Source organism: Amycolatopsis sp. NPDC051371 (genome assembly GCF_040682155.1).
In the GTDB taxonomy this organism is placed as follows: Bacteria; Actinomycetota; Actinomycetes; order Mycobacteriales; family Pseudonocardiaceae; genus Amycolatopsis.
In genome coordinates this window covers 150,757-163,865 of the sequence record NZ_JBFBAG010000016.1, presented here as the reverse complement: position 1 = coordinate 163,865, position 13,109 = coordinate 150,757, and the positions used below count along the sequence as shown (strand labels likewise).

Here is a 13,109-nt window from a genome sequence, read left to right as displayed (position 1 = left end):
TCCGAGGGCGGTTCGCAGGAATTCGTTGTGGACGTCAACAAACTATGACTCCGGTTTCGTTACCTGGCAACCCTTCGAAAGAAGGTCCAGACCACCGTCCCATCCGGCCCGCGCGCTGCCCCGCCGCGGCGAATTCCAAACGGGACCCTCCCGGGATTGCCCCCGGGTACCGGGTGCCGGGTACTTCCGGGCACATCCCTTGACCCGGGCGCGCGCGAAGAGTGACAGTGGATGGCCTCGCAGGTCGTGGACGGCCACATGCCCCTCAGGAAGCGAGACCTCATGCGCACCGTCAAGCGGCTCACCGCCGTGCTCGCCACGTTGTCGTTCGTCCTGACCGCCGCTCCGGCGCACGCCGAAGCCGGGTGGACCACCGTGTTCCAGGACGACTTCGACGGCGCCGCCGGCACCGGCCTGAACGCCCAGGACTGGCTCTACGACACGGGAACAGGCTACCCCGGCGGCGCGGCGAACTGGGGTACCGGCGAACTCGAGACAGCGACGAACTCGACGGACAACGTCTACCACGACGGCGCCGGACACCTGGCGATCAAGCCGCTGCGCGACGCCGCCGGCCACTGGACGTCCGGCCGGATCGAAACCCAGCGGACCGACTTCGCCGCCCCTGAAGGCGGCCAGCTGGAGATCAGCGCGACGCTGAAGCAGCCCTCCCCCGCCAGCGGCCTCGGCTACTGGCCGGCGTTCTGGGCGATGGGCGCCGACGCCCGCCCGGTCGGCGCGACGAACTGGCCGAGCATCGGCGAGCTCGACATCATGGAAGACGTCAACGCCCTGAGCAAGCACTCCACCACCTTCCACTGTGGACAGTGGCAGGGCGAGTGCCACGACCCGGACGGCATCACCAGCGACCTGCAGGACTGCGCCGGCTGCCAGGACGGCTTCCACACCTACTCCGCCGTCGTGGACCGCCGCGACGCCGCGGCCGAGGAGCTGCGCTTCTCCCTCGACGGCACCCAGACGTTCTCGGTGAAGCAGAACCAGGTGTCCGATGCGACCTGGAAGGCCGCCGTGGACCACGGGTTCTTCGTCATCTTCGACGTCGCGATCGGCGGCTCCTACCCCAACAAGGTCTGCGGCTGCACCTCCCCGAGTGCGGACATCACGCCCGGCGCGGAGATGAGCATCGACTCGCTCTCGGTGAAGACCAGCGTGGGCTGACCCGTAGGCTGGGCGTCATGAAGCACGCCGTCATCGCGTCACCGATCGGACCGCTGACCCTGGTCGGCGACGGCGAGGCGCTGGCCGGGCTCTACTTCGACGGCCACCTCCGGACACCTCGCCTCACCGACCTCGGCCCCCGGGACGACGACGGCTTCGAGACGGCGAAGCAGCAGCTCGGCGAGTACTTCGCGGGCACGCGGCGCGAGTTCGACCTCGAGCTCGCGCCGCGCGGCTCGGCGTTCGAGAAGCAGGTCTGGGCGTTGCTCACGAAGATCCCGTACGGCGAAACCCGCACGTACGGGCAGCTGGCCGCCGAACTGGGCGACCCCGGCGCCGCGCAGGCGGTCGGGAACGCCAACGGCTGGAACCCCATCAGCGTCATCGTGCCCTGCCACCGCGTGGTCGGCACCAGCGGCGGCCTGACCGGGTACGCCGGCGGCCTCACCCGCAAGCGGTTCCTCCTCGGCCTGGAGGAACCGCCCGCGGACGAGGTCGGCCGGCTCTTCTAGCCCGCCGAGCAGGTCACGGTCGGTGCCGTCAGGTTCCCGCCGTGCTCGACGGTGAACCCGATGACGTTGCCGCTCCCGTTGGGCCGCGCGGTCAGCACGTACCCGGTGCTGTCCCACGTCCCGGTGTAGTTCCAGCTGCCGATGACCTTCTGGGGCGAGTGGAAGGTGATCGTGAGCACCCAGGTGTTCGACCCGGTCACCGTCACCTGCCCGTTGAAGCCGACGTTCCACTCCGCCGTCTTGGCGTAGGTCCCGGTGCAGCCGCCCGGCGGCGGGGTCGTGGTCGTGGTGGGCGTGGTCGGCGTGGTGGTCGGCGGCGTCGGAGTCGTGCCGCCGTTCAGCGCGTCGAGCACCGCGGTGTAGGCGGCCTTCTTCTGGCCGTTGCCGTCGAACAGCAGCGGCGTGGCGGACGCCCGCCACGAATCCGTGTCGCGGATGCCCCACACCGTCATCCCGGTGCAGCGCGCCACCGCGAGGCAGGCGTTCGTGACCGTGCGGTAGTTGTTCGCCTGCGCGGTGCCCGACCCTTCGACGTCCAGCTCGGTGATCTGCACGTCCACGCCGAGGTTCGCGAAGCTCTGCAGGGTGGTCTGGTAGTTCGACGGCACCGGGCTGTCGCTGTTGAAGTGCGACTGGAAGCCGACGCAGTCGATCGGCACGCCGCGGGACTTGAAGTCCTGGACCATGCGGTACACGGCCTGGGTCTTCGCCTGGTTCCAGTCGTCGGTGTTGTAGTCGTTGTAACAGAGCTTGGCGCCGGAGTCGGCCGCCCGCGCGGCGCGGAACGCCGCCTCGATCCAGTCGTCGCCGGTGCGCTGCAGGTTCGAGTCGCGCCGCGCACCCGAACTGCCGTCGGCGAAGGCCTCGTTGACGACGTCCCAGGCGTAGATCTTGCCCTGGTAGTGGCTCGCGACCTGGGTGACGTGGTTCAGCATCGCCGACCGCAGCGCCGAGCCCTCCATGCTTTGCATCCAGCCGGGCTGCTGCGAGTACCAGGCCAGCGTGTGCCCGCGCATCCGGGCGCCCTGGCTCGCCGCCTGGGCGACGATCCGGTCGGCGTTGCCGTACGAGAACTGGCCCTGCGAAGGCTCGGTGGCGTCCATCTTCAGCTCGTTCTCCGGCGTGATCATGGAGAACTCGCGGCTGAGGATGCCGGTGTAGACGCTGTCCGAGAGCTTGCTCGCCGAAACCGCGGTGCCGAAGTAGCGACCGGTCCCGCTCGCCGCGCTGCCCAGCGTGGTGCCGGCATCCGGCGAAGAAGGCGTGGTCGACGTCGAGCCGCTGTTCAGGCCGAGGAACGCGATCGCGTACGCCACCATCCCGTTCTGCGGCAGCGCGTGCCCGGCGCCCTGGACGCTGATCCCTTCGACCGGCGCCTGCGTGCCGGTGCTGCCGTAGCGCGTACGCGTCCAGCCGGACTGCGGCGCGTCACTCGACGACGGCGTCTGGCTCACCCCGCGCAGGTTCGTCCACTGCTTGATCTCTTCCCCGAAGTTCGGGTAGCGGAGGGTGTCGTCGGCGGTGCCGTGCCACAGCTGCATCCGCGGGTACGGGCCGCTGCGCCCGCCGCTCATCTGGCGGGCCTGGTCACCCCACTGCTGCGCGGTCTTGATGAGCTGACCGCCCGAGCACTGGCTGTTCCAGCTCGACCCGTCGGTGGTGGCGAAGCAGCCGGCGGGCACGCCCATGAACGCCGAGCCGGCGGCGAAGACGTCCGGGTACTCCGCGGCGAGGACGTTCGTCATCATCGCGCCGGAGGAGAAGCCGGTGACGAAGACGCGCGAGGAATCGACGTTGTAGTGCTGCTTGGCGTAGTCGACCATCGACAGGATGCCGACCGGGTCGCTGCCGCCGCCGCGGGTGAGGGCCTGCGGCGAGGAGACGTCGAAGCACTGCCCGCTGCGCGTGGCTTCCGGGAACACGATGACGTACCCGTACTGGTCGGCCGCGGTGACGTAGTCGCGCGCGTAGCCGTTGAAGACCGCCGAGGCCGAGCCCGTGCAGTAGTGGAGCGCGACCAGCAGCGCCGGCTTGGCGGCGACGTGATCCGGGACGTAGGCGTACATGTTGAGGTTGCTGGGGTTGGTGCCGAAGCCGGTCACCCGGGTGAGCGTGGCCGCCGATGCGGGCTGCGCCGTGATCACCAGCACGATGGCGGCGGCGATCGACAACACGGCGGCGAGGAGGGCGGTGAAGAGTCTTCGCACTCGACGAATCCTTTCGGGGAGCAGGGCGCAGCTGCGACGATCGTTCGTTCGCCACCCGGGACCGGTCAACGATTTTCGGAAAGTTTCGGACCGTTCGAACTGCCGGCAAGGCGTACTGCTGAAAGGATCCGGGGATGACCGAGCTCCTCCTGGGACCGCTGCTCCGGCACGTCGACGCCACCTCGGCGACGATCTGGGTCGAGACCGGCGCTCCGTGTGAAGTCCTTGTCGCGGAAGCGAAAGCGCGGACGTTCGAAGTCTCCGGGCACCACTACGCCCTCGTCGTGCTCACCGGGCTGGAACCCGGGCGCAGCACGCCGTACGAAGTGCGGCTCGACGGCGAGCTCGTCTGGCCCGAACCGGACAGCGAGCTGCCGCCGAGCCGGATCCGGACGCTGACGCCGGGTGACCCCCGGTTCCGGCTGGTCTTCGGGTCGTGCCGCAAGCCGCGGGAGCAGGACGCGCTCGGGCCGGACGCGCTCGCCGCCTACGCCCACCGGATGGCCGGGCTCGACGAAGCCGAGTGGCCCGAGTCGCTGCTGCTGCTCGGCGATCAGGTCTACGCCGACGAAACCACCGATGCGACGCAGGAGTGGCTCGCCGGCCGGCGCGACACGAGCGAGCCGCCCGGCAAGGAGGTCGCCGACTTCGAGGAGTACTGCCACCTGTACTTCGAGGCGTGGTGCGAACCGGCGGTCCGCTGGCTGCTGTCCACCGTGCCGACGTCGATGATCTTCGACGACCACGACGTCCGCGACGACTGGAACACCTCGCAGGCCTGGCGCGAGGAGATGACCCGCACGTCGTGGTGGCCGGAGCGGATCCGCGGCGCGCTCGTCTCGTACTGGGTCTACCAGCACCTGGGCAACCTCGGGCCGCACGAGCTGGCCGAAGACGACCTCTACCGCCGGGTGAGCACGTCCGGCACGGACAACGCGCAGCTGCTGCGCGAATTCGCCGACCAGGCCGACCGCGAGGCCGACGGCGCCAAGGGCACCCGCTGGTCCTACCGGCGCGACTTCGGCCCGGTCCGGCTGCTGGTCATCGACTCGCGCGCCGGGCGGATCCTCGAGGGCGGGCAGCGGTCGATGATCGGCGAGGCGGAGTTCCGCTGGATCGAGGAGCAGACCGACGGCGAGTTCGACCACCTGCTGATCGGGACGTCGCTGCCGTGGCTGATGCCCACCGCGCTGTCGGCCGCGCAGTCGGTCAACGAGCGCCTCTGCGCACGGCCCGGGCGCATCGGGCGGATGTCCGAGTGGTTCCGGCAGTTCGCCGACCTCGAGCACTGGCCGGCGTTCCGCGAGTCGTTCGACCGGCTGACCCGGCTGATCGCCCGGGTCGCGGATGAGGACAGGGCGTCGGTGAGCGTGCTCTCGGGCGACGTCCACCACGCTTATGTCGCGCGCGCCGACCTCCCGGGGGCGCCGGTCCACCAGCTCACCTGCTCGCCGGTGCACAACACCGTGCCCTGGTACATGAACCGCCTGTTCCGCGCCGGCTGGTCGCGGGGACTGACCCGGCTGAGCGACGCGCTGGCGCGCCGGGCCGGGGTCCCGCCCGCGCCGCTGACCTGGGGTTGCGTCTCGGGGCCGCACTTCGGGAACGCCGTGATGACCTTCGACGTCGACAGGCGGGAAGCCACCGCGACGCTGCTGCAACCGGAGCACGACGGCGAGCCGATCCGGCTCACGTGAGCCTGAAGGTGGGTGCGGCGCGGCCACCCTGCCCGGCTTGATCGGCGTTAGCCTCGGATCATGACCAGGGAGAACGTGCTCGGGGAGTTCCTCCGGGCCCGCCGCGAGCAGGTGGGCTCCGCGGAGCGGGGCCTGCCCGCGGGCGGCTCTCGCCGGGTCGCGGGGCTGCGCCGTGAAGAGGTCGCGGTGCTGGCCGGCGTCAGCACCGACTACTACGTCCGGCTCGAGCAGGGCCGGGAGCGGCACCCGTCGGCGCAGGTCCTCGACGCGCTGGCCCACGGGCTGGCCCTCGACGAGGACGCCACCGCCCACCTGCACCGGCTGGCTCAGCCGGCTCCGAGACGCCGTCGCGCGCGACGGCGGGAGCAGGTCAGCCCGAACCTCTCGCGGCTGATGGACGGCTGGCCGGACACGCCCGCGCTCGTGCTCGGCCGCTGCCTCGAGGTGCTCGCGCACAACACGCTGGGCGAGGCGCTGTTCGGCGGCCACACCCACAGCGATGACCTGGTCCGGCTGGTGTTCCTCGACCCGGACGCAAGCGAGTTCTACCCGGATTGGGAACGCGTCGCGGTGAACACCGTCGGCGGCCTGCGCGCAGCCGCGGGCATCGATCCGGACGATCCCCGGCTCATCGAGACGGTCGGCGAGCTGTCGGCGAAGAGCGCGGACTTCCGCCGGCTGTGGGCGCGGCACGACATCCGGCAGAAGACGCACGAGATCAAGCGGTTCCACCACCGGTTGGTCGGCGAACTCGTGCTGAGCTACGAGGCGCTGACCGTGAACAGCGCGCCCGGCCAGCAGCTGGTCGTCTACCAGGCCGAGCCCGGCAGCCCGTCGGAAGCCGGGCTCGCCCTCCTCGGCAGCCTCGCCGCCGGCTGAACAACCCTTTTCTGTCAATCCACAATGGACGGAGTACTTCGTCATGCCCGAAAAGATCGTCCTCATCACCGGCGCCAGCAGCGGCATCGGGCGCGCCACCGCGCTGCGGCTCGCCGCCGAAGGCCACCAGGTCGTGCTCGGCGCCCGGCGCGAAGACCGGCTGACCGCGCTGGCGAAGGAGATCCACGACGCCGGGGGCACCGCCGACGTGCACCGCCTCGACGTCACCGACCGCGCGGATGTCGCCGCCTTCGCCGACGCGGCCGTGGCAACGCACGGCCGGCTGGACGTGTTCGTCGCCAACGCCGGCGTGATGCCGTTGTCGCGCCTGGACTCCCTGCTCGTCGACGAGTGGGACCGGATGCTCGACGTCAACGTCCGCGGCCTGCTCCACGGGATCGCGGCCGCGCTGCCGCACTTCCGGCGCGCAGGCGCGGGGCACTTCGTGACGATCGCCTCCACCGGCGCGCACGAGGTCGTGCCGACGGCCGCGGTCTACTGCGCCACGAAGTACGCCGCCCGCGCGATCACCGAGGGACTGCGCCTGGAGGCCGATCCCGGCATCCGCGTCACGACCGTGTCGCCGGGCGTCGTCGAGTCCGAGCTGGCCGACACGATCACCGAACCCGCTGCGCGGGAAGCGATGCGCACCTACCGCGCGGTGACGCTCCCGCCGGACACCATCGCCGCGGCGATCTCCTACGCGATCGGGCAGCCGGAGGGCGTCGACGTCAACGAGCTCGTCGTCCGGCCGACCGCCCAGCGGTGACGGCTCAGCGTTCCAGCTCCGCGATCACCCGGGGGATCTCGGCGACCAGCTCCCGCGCCAGCAGGCCGGTGGCCCCGGTGTCCGGGATCAGCCGCTGCCCCGCCACGGCGTGGACGTGCGTCGCCCAGCAGGCGGCCTGGTCGAGATCCGCGCCGCGGGCGAGGAAGCCGCCGGTCAGGCCGGCCAGGACGTCGCCGCTGCCGGACGTCGCCAGCCCGATGTGGCCGCTGCCGTCCCGCCAGGTGCGCCCGCCCGGCTCGGCGACCACGCCGAAGAGCAGCACGACAGCGTCGTAGCGGCCGGCGATCCGGACCGCGGTCTCGAGGTCGTCGACGTCCTCTTCGGAGCAGTCGTCGAGGAACGCGGCTTCGGTCCGGTTCGGCGTCAGCACGAGCCGGCCGGCGAGGGGTTTCGCCAGTTCGGGAGCCCGGCTGAGCGCGCCGAGCGCGAACGCGTCGAGCACCACCCCGGCCTCCGGGGCGATGGCGGGGATCAAGTGCCGCAACAGGTCCTCGGTTTCCTCGGCGCCGGTGAGGCCGGGGCCGACCACGACGGTGCCGGCGCCGGGCAGCACGCCGGCCAGCCGGTCGACGGCGTCGCCGCCGATCGCGCCGGACTCCGTCTCCGGCAGTCCGTACACCGAGGACTCGGGTACGGACACCCCGAGCGCGCCCGCGTGTCGTTCGCTGACCGCGAGCTGCAGCGTGCCGGCCCCGGCGCGCAGGGCGGCGGTCCCGGACAACGCCGGCGCGCCCGGGACGGTCCGGGCGCCGCCGAGCACGAGCACCGTTCCGCGGTCTTCGGTGCCGATCCGCCTGTCCCGCAACAGGGCCGGGCTGATCGGCACCGGGTCAGGAGAGCTGTTCGGCAGCATCGTCGTCCGCCGTCGGCGGGGTGTCGGTGGCGTGCAGGTGGCCGACCTCCTGGGCCAGCACCATGGTGAACGCGCCGTCGCGGTCGCGGTCCCAGGCCGTCACCGAGCCGTTCGGGACCTCGGTGGCGTCGGCGGCGCGCAGCAGGTCGGGTTCGGGCAGTCCTTCGAGGAGGTAGCGCAGCGCGAAGACGGTCATCTCGTGCGCGGCCAGCAGCACGCGCTTGCCGGAGTGCTCGGCGCTCAGCTCGTTCAGCAGGGATCGCAGCCGCAGCACGACGTCCGCCCAGGACTCCCCGCCCGGCGGCCGGTAGTAGAACTTGCCCAGCCGCCGCTTGCGCCGCAGCTCGTCGGGCCACCGCTCGCGGACACCGTGCGAGGTCAGCAGGTCCAGCACGCCGAGCTCGCGGTCGCGCAGCCGTTCGTCCGGGACGATCGGCACGCCGTCGGGCGCGGCGAGGCGCGCGGTGTCCCAGGCCCGGCGGTAGGTCGAGGTGACCACGAGGTCCGGCGGGCCCTCGGCGAAGAGCTCACCCGCGGCCTTCGCCTGCTCCTCCCCCAGCTCGGTCAGCGGGACGTCGGCGTCGCGTTCGGCGACGTCGATCACGTCCGCCCCCGCCGACTCCGCCTCTTCCCGGGCCACGTTCCCCGTGCTCTGGCCGTGCCGCAGCACGGCCACCCACTCCAAGTCGACGCTCACGCGGGGCTGATTACCCCCGGGAACCCGCCGACGAAACCCGGGATGGTTACGCGCGCAAAGGACCGGCGGCTAGGGTCGTTCCATGTCGCGAAGTCTCGACGCCCACGACCGGCTGCAGCAGCTGGAAACGATCATCGGCGTGCCCGCCGAGCACCTCGGCCTGGCCGAGTTGCTGGCCGAGACCCTGCGGCGGCTGCGCGAGGTCATGGAGGTCGACACCGCGACCGTGCTGCGGTACCAGCCCAGCGGCCGTCAGCTGGTGGCCTTCGCGGCGGCCGGCATCGAGGAAGAGGTCCACCAGGGCGTGCGGGTGCCGGTCGGCAGCGGCTTCGCCGGCCGGGTGGCGCTGGAGCGCGCGCCCGTCGTCCTCGATCACATCGACGAAACCACCGTCGTGAACTCCCTGCTCTGGGAACGGGGCCTGCGCTCCATGCTCGGCGTGCCGATGGTCGCCGGGATGGACCTCGTCGGAGTGCTGCACGTCGGCTCCGTCGAGCGCCGGCAGTTCACCGAGGCCGAAGTCAGCACCATGCAGTTGCTCGCCGACCGCCTGGCCATGATGATCCAGGTCGAGGCGCTCGAGGAGAACCGCACCGCCACCATGGCGCTGCAGCGCAGTCTGCTGCCCAGCAGCCTGCCGGCCGTGCCTGGCCTCGCTTTCGGTGCCCGGTACGTGCCCGGCGCGGAAACCGGCCTGGGCGGCGATTGGTACGACCTGTTTGCCCTGCCGGGTGATCGGCTCGGCGTCGTGATGGGTGACGTCTCCGGGCACGGTCTCGAAGCCGCCGTGATCATGGGACGGCTGCGCAGCGCCCTGCGCGCCTACGCCCTCGACTGCGAGAGCCCCGACGAGGTGCTCGCCAAGCTCGACCGCAAGGCCAACCACTTCGAGCACGGCGCGATGGCGACCGTCGCCTACGGGATCATCGGACCGGACCGCGAGACCATCGCCCTCTCCCTCGCCGGGCACCTGCCGCCCGTGCAGGTCGAGCCGGACGGACCGGGCCGGCTGCTGGACGTGCCGCCGGATCCCCCGATCGGGTTGACCATCGGGCAGCCCCGGCGGCGCACGACGGTGCTCGACCTGACACCGGGCAGTGTGCTCGCCTTCTACACCGACGGCCTGGTCGAACGCCGTGACCGGCCGGTGGACGTGGGGATGCGGCAGCTCGCGGAAGCTGTGCGCGCCGGGGACCCCGACCGGGTGTGCGCGCAGGTGATGGCCGCGATGATCGGCAACCGGCCGGCCCAGGACGACGTCGCCCTGCTGGCCATCCGGCGCGAGGTCGTCCCGGCCGGCGGCTGAGGCGGCCGGGACGACGCGGTCAGGACTCGGCCAGCGCCGCTTCCCGGGTCGGGAACAACGAGAGACTTTCCTCGAGCCCGGTCAGCTGGATCGGGCGCAACGTCGCCCGCCCGGACGCGACGATCCGCACCGCGGTGCCGGGTCCGGCGTCGCGGTGGATGGTCAGCAACGCCGTCAGGCCGGGCGAGGCCAGGAACTCGACCTGGGTCAGGTCGACCACGAGCAGCCGCGGTGCCGCGGCCAGTGCCTCTTCGGCCGCCCGCACGAGCGCCGGCGCGGTGGTCGTGTCCACGTCCCCCGCGACCTCGACGACGGCCGCGTCTCCCTGCTCCGTTCGGGCGATCCGGAACTCGCCGAATGGCACAGCGGTGGCCGAGCCCTCAGTGTGGGTGTGCTCCGTCATCGTCTTCTTCTCCTCGCCTTCGGTGGCACCCCGGGACGTCCGGAGGGCGCACTGGATCACGAAGGCTGTCTGCTCAACCAGGATCAATCATGCCTGTCTTCACCGGAAGCCGCCGTGTCAGCAGCCCTTCCGTTTTGCGCGACACCCACGAACAGGCAGGATGAGCGCCATGGCCGACACCGAAGCGACCGGCAGCACCCTCGGTGACGCCGCGAGCTCAGCGGGCGCGGTGGCGCTGGAAGACCGGAACGGCACGGCGGTCCTCCGGGTCGACGGGGCCCTCGACCTCGCGCTGGCGCCGAAGCTGCGGCGGCTGGCCGAGCGCGCCGCTCGTCTGGAGCCCACCGTCCTCGTCATCGACCTGACCGGCGTCACGTTCCTGGCCTCGGCCGGGATGGCCGAGCTCGTGCGGGCGCACCGCGGGCGGACGGGGGCCGCGCCGCTGCGGGTGGTGGCCACCGGCCGGATCACCTTGCGGCCGCTGCAGCTGACCCGGCTGACCGACGAGCTGGCCATCTACCCGTCCCTGTCCGAGGCGCTGGCCATCGGATGACCGCTCCGGGGTTCGACGAGCTGCTCGGCGCCGTGCGCCGGGCGTTCGTCGACGGCACCGGAGCCCCGGCGGCCACCGCCGTGCGGCCCCTGGACCCCACCGAAGCGCGGCGGGTGCTCGGCGACCACGTCGCGGTCGCCGTGACCGACCGCGCGGTCCTGGCGGACCTGGTGCCGGGCCGCGAGGTCACCGGGGCGATCGCCGTCACCGGCGACGGACAGGACGCGCTGGTCTACACCTCCGGGGAGGTCGGCGGGACGCCGTCGGCGGTCGCCGCCGCCGTCGAAGCCGCGACCGCCCACCTGGCCGGCACCGTGCGGCGGCTGCGGGGCGAAGCCGCCGTGCTCGACGCGTTGCACTCCACCGGCCGCGAGCTGACCGCGCAGCTCGACATCGACCGGATCGTGCAGGACGCGACCGACGCGGCCACCCGGGCGACCGGCGCCGAGTTCGGCGCGTTCTTCTACAACCTGATTGACGAGCTCGGCGAGTCGTACACGCTGTACACGATCTCGGGTGTGCCGCGGGAAGCGTTCGAACGGTTCCCCATGCCGCGCAACACCGAGGTGTTCGCGCCGACTTTCGACGGCGACGGCACCGTCCGCAGCCCCGACATCACGCGGGACCCGCGGTTCGGCAAGAACGCGCCCCACCACGGGATGCCGGACGGGCACCTGCCCGTGTGCAGCTACCTGGCCGTTTCGGTGATCAGCCCGACGACCGGGGAAGTGCTGGGCGGGTTCTTCTTCGGCCACTCGCGGCCCGGCCGGTTCACCGCACGGCACGAGTACCTCGCCGAGGGTATCGCCGCCTACTCGGCCATCGCGCTGGACAACGCCCGCCTGTACGAGCGCGAGCGCAACCTCGCTTCGGAGCTCTCGCGCAGCATGCTGCCGGTCGCGCCCGCGACCCCCGGCCTCGACGTGGTCACGAGGTACCTGCCCGCGGCGACCGGGAGCAAGGTGGGCGGCGACTGGTTCGACGTCATCCGGCTCCCGTCCGGTTCGACGGCGTTCGTCATCGGCGACGTCGTCGGCCACGGCGTCACGGCCGCGACCGTGATGGGCCAGGTCCGGACCGCCATCCGCTGCTACGCGCTGCTCGAGCTGCCGCCGTCGGAGGTGCTGCGCAACGTCTCCGCGCTGACCGGCGGGCTGTTCGGCGAGAGTTTCGTCACCTGCTTCTACGCGGTCCACTCGCCCGGCGACGGCACGCTGACCTACGCCAACGCCGGCCACCTGCCGGCAATCCTGGTCCTCCCGGACGGCAAGCCGGAGGAAATCGGCGAGGCGCTGGCGCAGCCGCTGGGCGTCGGCTCCGAGTTCCCCCAGCGCAGCACCGGGTTCCCGCCCGGCACGGATCTGGTGCTCTACACCGACGGCTTGGTCGAAAGCCGCACGCGAGACCTCACCTTGGGTGTGGATTGGCTCCTGGCGGGCATCCCGGGCGTGCTGGCCGCTGCCGCCCCCGGCACGGCGTGGGACAAGCTCGTCGAGGAGCTGACCCACGGCCGGCACGACGACGACATCGCGCTGATCCACGTTCGTCACCGCGGAGAGGACGGAGCATGACCGACCCCCTCCCCCCGGGCGCGCCCGCGCCCCCGGCGACGTTCCACCGGCGCATGACCGCCGAGGCGGACCGGCTGCCGGAGCTGCGCGGAGCACTGGCGGACTGGTTGGGCACACTAGGCCTCAGTGAAGAACGCCAGGAGGACGTCGTCCTCGCGGGCTACGAAGCGATGGCCAACTCGGCCGAGCACGCCTACCGCAACGGCGACGCGGGCCAGATCGACGTCCGCGCCGAGGCGCAGCACGGGCGGCTGACGGTGACGGTCACCGACTACGGCACCTGGCGCGCCCCGGCCGCGACGAACGGGTTGCGCGGCCGCGGCCTGCTGCTCATCGACAGCCTCGCCGACCACAGCGCGCAGGTGCACCGCGAAGACGGCACGACGGTCACGATGACCTGGCTCTCCGGCGGCTGAGCAGCCCCGTCACTGGAGCTGTGGCCCCGCGCTCGCGTGTGCGGCG

Annotated in this window: 13 protein-coding genes; 9 read left to right on the top strand and 4 right to left on the bottom strand. The window is 71.9% G+C overall.

Annotated elements, in window-relative coordinates:
- The first annotated feature begins 282 nt into the window (after positions 1-282).
- Complete coding sequence (locus AB0M59_RS21315; RefSeq protein ID WP_364617436.1) at positions 283-1,179, top strand: glycoside hydrolase family 16 protein; 897 nt, start codon at positions 283-285, stop codon at positions 1,177-1,179.
- 17 nt (positions 1,180-1,196) lie between these two features.
- Positions 1,197-1,691 carry a methylated-DNA--[protein]-cysteine S-methyltransferase gene (locus AB0M59_RS21310; protein ID WP_364617435.1) on the top strand — a complete coding sequence of 165 codons (495 nt, stop codon included), beginning with the start codon at positions 1,197-1,199 and terminating at the stop codon, positions 1,689-1,691.
- On the opposite strand, the gene AB0M59_RS21305 is transcribed toward AB0M59_RS21310, so the two are convergent.
- Positions 1,688-3,898 (bottom strand): PHB depolymerase family esterase, encoded by a 2,211-nt coding sequence (locus AB0M59_RS21305; protein WP_364617433.1) that lies wholly within the window; start codon positions 3,896-3,898, stop codon positions 1,688-1,690. The two genes, AB0M59_RS21310 and AB0M59_RS21305, sit on opposite strands and share 4 nt — an antisense overlap.
- Positions 3,899-4,032: 134 nt before the next feature.
- Between AB0M59_RS21305 and AB0M59_RS21300 the strand changes: the two genes are divergently transcribed.
- From AB0M59_RS21300 to AB0M59_RS21290, 3 genes are read left to right on the top strand one after another with little or no spacing between them, the layout of a single operon-like run.
- A complete protein-coding gene (locus AB0M59_RS21300) occupies positions 4,033-5,595 on the top strand; it encodes an alkaline phosphatase D family protein (RefSeq protein WP_364617431.1) in 1,563 nt (520 codons plus the stop codon).
- Between the two features lie 60 nt (positions 5,596-5,655).
- The gene (locus AB0M59_RS21295; RefSeq protein WP_364617429.1) at positions 5,656-6,474 is read left to right on the top strand and encodes a helix-turn-helix transcriptional regulator; all 819 of its coding nucleotides are present in this window, start codon (positions 5,656-5,658) and stop codon (positions 6,472-6,474) included.
- A gap of 43 nt (positions 6,475-6,517) precedes the next feature.
- Complete coding sequence (locus AB0M59_RS21290; RefSeq protein ID WP_364617427.1) at positions 6,518-7,243, top strand: SDR family oxidoreductase; 726 nt, start codon at positions 6,518-6,520, stop codon at positions 7,241-7,243.
- A gap of 4 nt (positions 7,244-7,247) precedes the next feature.
- On the opposite strand, the gene AB0M59_RS21285 is transcribed toward AB0M59_RS21290, so the two are convergent.
- Positions 7,248-8,090, bottom strand: a complete 843-nt coding sequence (locus tag AB0M59_RS21285; protein WP_364617425.1) for an NAD(P)H-hydrate dehydratase — start codon at positions 8,088-8,090, stop codon at positions 7,248-7,250.
- Between the two features lie 4 nt (positions 8,091-8,094).
- Positions 8,095-8,814, bottom strand: coding sequence for a histidine phosphatase family protein (locus AB0M59_RS21280; RefSeq protein ID WP_364617423.1), 720 nt, complete (start codon positions 8,812-8,814; stop codon positions 8,095-8,097).
- Positions 8,815-8,896: 82 nt separating this feature from the next.
- Here AB0M59_RS21280 and AB0M59_RS21275 point away from each other — a divergent pair, with 82 nt between their 5' ends.
- Positions 8,897-10,120 carry a GAF domain-containing SpoIIE family protein phosphatase gene (locus AB0M59_RS21275; RefSeq protein ID WP_364617421.1) on the top strand — a complete coding sequence of 408 codons (1,224 nt, stop codon included), beginning with the start codon at positions 8,897-8,899 and terminating at the stop codon, positions 10,118-10,120.
- A 19-nt stretch (positions 10,121-10,139) separates the two neighbouring features.
- On the opposite strand, the gene AB0M59_RS21270 is transcribed toward AB0M59_RS21275, so the two are convergent.
- Positions 10,140-10,523 (bottom strand): STAS domain-containing protein, encoded by a 384-nt coding sequence (locus AB0M59_RS21270; protein ID WP_364617419.1) that lies wholly within the window; start codon positions 10,521-10,523, stop codon positions 10,140-10,142.
- 169 nt (positions 10,524-10,692) lie between these two features.
- On the opposite strand from AB0M59_RS21270, the gene AB0M59_RS21265 reads away from it, so the two are divergent.
- The 3 genes from AB0M59_RS21265 to AB0M59_RS21255 are packed head-to-tail and all read left to right on the top strand — an operon-like array spanning position 10,693 to position 13,063.
- Positions 10,693-11,076: an STAS domain-containing protein gene (locus AB0M59_RS21265; RefSeq protein ID WP_364617417.1), complete on the top strand. Its 384-nt coding sequence runs from the start codon at positions 10,693-10,695 to the stop codon at positions 11,074-11,076.
- Entirely contained in the window at positions 11,073-12,647 is a 1,575-nt protein-coding gene (locus AB0M59_RS21260; protein WP_364617415.1) for a GAF domain-containing SpoIIE family protein phosphatase, read from the top strand. The genes AB0M59_RS21265 and AB0M59_RS21260 overlap by 4 nt, the downstream gene beginning before the upstream one ends.
- Positions 12,644-13,063 carry an ATP-binding protein gene (locus tag AB0M59_RS21255; RefSeq protein ID WP_364617413.1) on the top strand — a complete coding sequence of 140 codons (420 nt, stop codon included), beginning with the start codon at positions 12,644-12,646 and terminating at the stop codon, positions 13,061-13,063. Before AB0M59_RS21260 ends, AB0M59_RS21255 begins: the two co-directional genes overlap by 4 nt.
- Positions 13,064-13,109 lie beyond the last annotated feature (46 nt).

Coding starts and splice junctions, on each gene's coding strand:
- AB0M59_RS21315 (WP_364617436.1), top strand. CDS start 283: ATGCGCACCGTCAAGCGGCTCACCGCCGTGCTCGCCACGTTGTCGTTC.
- AB0M59_RS21310 (WP_364617435.1), top strand. CDS start 1,197: ATGAAGCACGCCGTCATCGCGTCACCGATCGGACCGCTGACCCTGGTC.
- AB0M59_RS21300 (WP_364617431.1), top strand. CDS start 4,033: ATGACCGAGCTCCTCCTGGGACCGCTGCTCCGGCACGTCGACGCCACC.
- AB0M59_RS21295 (WP_364617429.1), top strand. CDS start 5,656: ATGACCAGGGAGAACGTGCTCGGGGAGTTCCTCCGGGCCCGCCGCGAG.
- AB0M59_RS21290 (WP_364617427.1), top strand. CDS start 6,518: ATGCCCGAAAAGATCGTCCTCATCACCGGCGCCAGCAGCGGCATCGGG.
- AB0M59_RS21275 (WP_364617421.1), top strand. CDS start 8,897: ATGTCGCGAAGTCTCGACGCCCACGACCGGCTGCAGCAGCTGGAAACG.
- AB0M59_RS21270 (WP_364617419.1), bottom strand. CDS start 10,523: ATGACGGAGCACACCCACACTGAGGGCTCGGCCACCGCTGTGCCATTC.
- AB0M59_RS21265 (WP_364617417.1), top strand. CDS start 10,693: ATGGCCGACACCGAAGCGACCGGCAGCACCCTCGGTGACGCCGCGAGC.
- AB0M59_RS21260 (WP_364617415.1), top strand. CDS start 11,073: ATGACCGCTCCGGGGTTCGACGAGCTGCTCGGCGCCGTGCGCCGGGCG.
- AB0M59_RS21255 (WP_364617413.1), top strand. CDS start 12,644: ATGACCGACCCCCTCCCCCCGGGCGCGCCCGCGCCCCCGGCGACGTTC.